This is a genomic window from Microbacterium sp., from assembly GCF_036277215.1.
Classification (GTDB): domain Bacteria; phylum Actinomycetota; class Actinomycetes; order Actinomycetales; family Microbacteriaceae; genus Microbacterium.
In genome coordinates, this window is the sequence record NZ_DASUNI010000197.1 from 1 (window position 1) to 4,960 (window position 4,960).

General features: G+C 64.2%; 2 protein-coding genes and 1 pseudogene. All 3 read right to left on the reverse strand.

The features are described 5' to 3' along the window. Positions 1 to 962, reverse strand: a pseudogene (locus VFX99_RS10140) (sugar ABC transporter permease); the annotation flags it as partial. A 193-nt stretch (positions 963 to 1,155) separates the two neighbouring features. Next, positions 1,156 to 2,487 carry a sugar ABC transporter substrate-binding protein gene (locus VFX99_RS10145; RefSeq protein ID WP_329666175.1) on the reverse strand — a complete coding sequence of 444 codons (1,332 nt, stop codon included), beginning with the start codon at positions 2,485 to 2,487 and terminating at the stop codon, positions 1,156 to 1,158. Between the two features lie 85 nt (positions 2,488 to 2,572). Continuing rightward, positions 2,573 to 4,303: a glycoside hydrolase family 13 protein gene (locus tag VFX99_RS10150; RefSeq protein ID WP_329666176.1), complete on the reverse strand. Its 1,731-nt coding sequence runs from the start codon at positions 4,301 to 4,303 to the stop codon at positions 2,573 to 2,575. Positions 4,304 to 4,960 lie beyond the last annotated feature (657 nt).

Sequence of the window (4,960 nt, forward strand, 5' to 3'; positions counted from 1 at the left end):
ACTGAACGGAACAGCTTCTGACCCCGTAGGCGCGGGTCGTTCAACACCGTCGCCAGAGCCAATCCCAGCGCGAAAGTGGCGGCGACCGAGACGGTGGCGAAGACGAGGGTCCAGATGAAGATGCCGATGAAGTCTCTGCTGATGGTCGGGTCGGTGAACACGCGGATGTAGTTGTCGAAGCCGACGTCCTCTCCCCAGGAAAGGTCGGAGAGACGCTCGCCGTCCGCGCTGGTGAAATACTTGCGGTCGCCGGTCTGGACCGGGGTGTACTCGACACCCGTCTCGGTGTTGGTGATCGTGTCTGTGGCCTCGTCGTACTCGAGCGGAGACGACAGCTCGACCGCGCTGAAGCCCTGCGCGGTGATCACACCGTCCTCGGTCGGAACCGCGAATCCTTCGAGCGGTCCGCCTGACTGGCTCAGCTCGTTCACCTCGGCCCGGCTCAGAATCGTGTACCCGTCAGCGGCGGTGATCACGCCGTCTTCCACCGTGACCGCATCCGGGTCGAGCTCATCGAGCCCCTCAGGGGTGCCCGCGTAGACGTCTCCGGTCTCGGTGTCCACGAGGAGGAAGGTGTACGGCCCTGACGTCGACGCCCCCTCGCTGCCGACCGTGAGTTCGAACGTTCGCGCCCCCTCGACCTGCACGGCGGAGTTGGCAATGATGCGCGAGATCGAGACCTCTTTGGTCGTCCGCGTGCCGTCGCCGTAGTTCGTCGCCGAGAGCTGGAAGGTGAGGATGACGGGGTACACCACGAACAGGACAAGCAGAAGCGTTCCAGGCAGCAGGTACTTGGCGGGGAGGAACCTCTTCGTCGCGTAGACCACGACCACGACGAGGACGATGCCCCAGATCACGGCGAGGAAGACCCACTGGCCGCTGCTCACGAGGGGCGGGGTCAGCATGAACGCCAGAGCGGCGATGACGCCGAGGCAAATGATCTTGATGATCAGGCCACCCACGCTGGATGACTGAGAGGTCTCGGCAGGAGAGTGAGGGTCGAGCTGCCTTCCCCTGCTCGTGGGCGTCTGATTGTCTAACTGAGTTGCCACGCGTCACGCTCCGAAGGTCGATCCGGAAACCCTGAGGGTCAGATTATTGGGAAATCGGGATATCGGTGCGGGGGTCAGGGCATTGACCCCCGCACCGCTGACCTCAGCCGCTGATCGCGGCAGAGATCGTGTTGTACGTCGTTTCCATCGTGGCGGCCGGGTCTTCCCCGCTGATGATCGCCGACCACGCCAAACCCAGCGGTGCGAACACTTCGGCCATCTCCGGCATCGCCGGCATCGGTGCAGCGTTGTCGACCGCGGTCGCGAAAGCGAGCACATCCTCATCCGTTACACCGTCTATGACCGCAGTCATGGCGGGGGGCTGCCCGCTGAGGTCGTAGAGCTCCTGCATGGCCTCCTCAGTGTTGAGGTAATTGGTGACGAATTCCTGCGCGAAGGCCTTGTTCTTTCCCTCGGAAGCGACCATGAAGCCCTGCGCCCCCATGAACGGCTGAGCGGTCGTGGCACCAGCGAAACCCGGAACCGGCTGAATCGAGTACTTGTCGCCGAGGGCTGTCTGGACGTCCGCCAATGCCCACGGACCCGACACCATGCACGCCGCCTTTCCTTCGGTGAACAGCGACAGGTAGTTGTCACTGCTGATCGAGGTGCGGATCGTGTTGACCCCGGCGGATCCGAGGCCCGCGATCTTCTGCGCCGCGGCGATCGCCTCGGGCTTGTTCAACCCGAGATCCTCAGCGTTGTAATTGCCCTCCGCATCGACACCGAAGATGTACCCGCCTCCGGAGGTGAACAGCGGCTGCATGTGGTAGGCGTCACCCGGCTCACCCTGCTGGAGGATCAGGGGCACCTCCAGTTCGCCTGCGGCGACACCGGGTTCCCCAGCGGCGATGACGTCCTCGATCGTGGCGTAGGTGTCCGGCGCGTAATCAGTGTTGCAATACAGCGCCACCGATTCCACCGCGTACGGCAGCATGTACAGCTGGCCATCGTAGGTGCCGGCACGGACCGACACCGGTGAGTAGGCATCCAGATCGGATGCCGAGAGCTGCAGCGGGTCGATCGAACCATTCTGTACGAGTTGTCCGAGCCAGTCGTGAGCACCGGCGATGACATCAGGGCCGTTGCCTGCCGAGTTCGCGGTGATGAACGCTTGGCGGGGATCGACAATGCCCTGAACACCGACCGTGATGCCGTTTTCCTCGGCGAACGCGTCGGCGAGCGGCTGGATGTAGTCGATTCGGGTGGGTTCCGCCCAGATGACAAGATCCTCATCGCCACGAACGGCTTCTTCTGTGGCATCGGGGGCTGGTTCAGCGGTGGATTCGCCGCCCCCGGAACTGCCGCAGCCGGTAACCAGAAGTGAGACGCCGGCGAGGACGACGGCTACCCGGGCAATTTTGCGCATTGCTTCTCCTCGTGAGTTCAGTTGGCGCAGGTCCGAACTCTCCGAGAACGCGACACTGCGTAGCACAGGAGGATAGCGCGGCAGTGTCGGGAATGGAAGCGTTTACAAAATTCCTGGCATCACGAATGGATCACGAACTTTCTCGCCGCGGTCATCGAATCCGCCACATTCCGAAGGCCGGCCCGTTCGCCGGAAGCGTGACCACACCGTCTCGATCGGCGTGTATGTCCGTGGCCCCTGCGAGACCGGTCAACTCTGGTCCTACCACGGCACGCCCCAGGCGAACCGGTGAGTGAGCGGCGCGAGCGGCATGAACCAGGACACTCTCCACGGGCGACTCTCGTACAAAGGTCACGGCGTCATCGCTGACAGCCAGCCAGCGCAAACCCCCGTGGCGCAGCGCGACACTCGCGGCACGGGCGTTGAACAGAGACCTGGTGACGGCGAGCCTCTCCATGTCCCAGCCACTGGTGTCGTGCCATGGGAACGGGCGACGTCCGTCCTCGCCGTTCACGCCCTCCTGGCCGATCTCGTCACCGGCCCACAGCATCGGGATGCCCGGCATCGACGCCATCATCCCGAACGCAACCGTGATTAATCCCCCATCCCCGTCCAAGAACGTCGCGATGCGAGCGACATCATGCGACCCGACCAGAGTGAGCGCGTGCGCCCGCACACGCCACGGGATCGCTGCATTGAAGGCTCGCATGGTGGCAACCATCGAGTGCCCACCAAAGCGCGGAACCGGCGTGACCGGCCCGGGCTCGAAGCGAACCGCCTCTGGGCGCTTCAGCCACGCCCACAGGGGTCGCGAGAATCCCGCGTAGTCCATGATGCCGTGCCAGCCGTCACCGAGCAGGTCGTGGGAAGCGTCGTTGGAGTGCTCAGCCAGCAGCAGCGACTGCGGGTTCGCCTCCGCCATGGTGGCCCGGAGGGTGGTCGCAACCATGTGATTGAGATCGATTGCGCCCAGACGCGCCGTCATGTTGGCGACGTCGATGCGCCATCCGTCCAGGCCATGCGGACCGACCCACTTCGCCACCGTCGAGTCCGGGCCCTCATAAAGGGCTCGGCGCAGAGCCTGGCTGCGGTGATCGAACTTCGGCAACGAGCGGTGACCGAACCAGGAGACGTACTCGTCGGGATGATCGGTGAAGGTGAAGTAGCCCGCTTCGGAAGAGTCGGCGTCAGCGATGGCCCGCTGAAACCACTCGTGGGCCGCGCCGCTGTGGTTCGTCGTCAGGTCCCCCATAATCCGCATGCCTCGGGCGTGAACGGCATCGGAGAGCCGCTCCAACGCCTCGTTGCCGCCGAGCAGCGGGTCGACCTCATCGAAGGTGGAAGCGTCATACCGGTGGTTGGACCGCGCCGGGAAGATCGGCGTCAGGTACAGCGTGTTCGCGCCGGTGGAGGCAATGTGATCCAGGTGCGCCGTGATGCCGTCGAGGTCTCCCCCGAAATACTGGAACGGCGTCTCGGGCCCTGACCCGATGACCGCGTCGTCCCACCGCTGCGGGATCGCCCAGTCCGGTGCGGGGCGGTCTAGGGACTTGGCGAACCGGTCCGGGAAGATCTGGTACAGCACCGCGTCGGCTGCCCATGCGGGCGGTGCCGGATAAGTGGAGATTCGGAAGTCCGACGCGTCGGTGACGTCTCGGTCGAAAAAGCCTTCGCCGTTCAGCCACTGGTAACCGTTTGGCACGCCATCCAGCAGCCACCGATAATTCACCACGGGGTTCTCCACCCGGAACTGCGCCCGCAGCCGCACGTCCTCCTCGGTCTCGCGGTCCACGGTCGTCTCCGACAACGCCTGCTCGCCGTCGATATACGTCCGCAGCATCACGCGCGTGACGCTGCTGGCCTTCGGGACGCGAAGGAACACCGACACGTTCTCACCAACGTCCGGCGCAAGATTCGAGACGTAGGTCTCGGATCCGTCGTGGTGCGGAAGATTCGACGAATCTATAAACACAGGACCTCCAGGTGAATCAACGGGCCTGGAAGAAGCATCCCTTATCGCGCGCTCACCTGGGCGCCGAGGACGCGATTCTCAATCGCGGGCGACGCCGAGGTAACGATGAGCAACGACGGCCCGGCGATTGGAGGCCAGAGTTCTCCGACCCGCCCGAGCTGCGACGTCGCGGGCATAACCCGATGCGGAGTTCGTCACCGCGCCCAGTAACTTGAGTCGGCCGTTAGCGACGGGAGCGCACCCCCTCGAGGTTTCCATCTCCCTCGGACGTGGAGCCGCGCCTCGCCATGACGGCGTTCGGGGATCGAGAGCCGGGCAGCGCAACGAAGGTCCCTTGGAATTGGAACTCACTGAAGCCGCGATCCAGAGCGGCTCTAGTGACGTGTGCGCCGAAATCCCTGAAAGAGGGCGACAGAACCAAAGCGAAGTCTGGGCCTGCGTCCTCGCGCTGGTATCCGCCCCAGCCGCAGAACCCCCAATCAGGTACACCGCCCACGGCCCGTATCCGTTGGCTTGCCACTGAGTGTCTTTGGACCTTCCCCATTTAGCGGCCTGCGCATCGTCGAA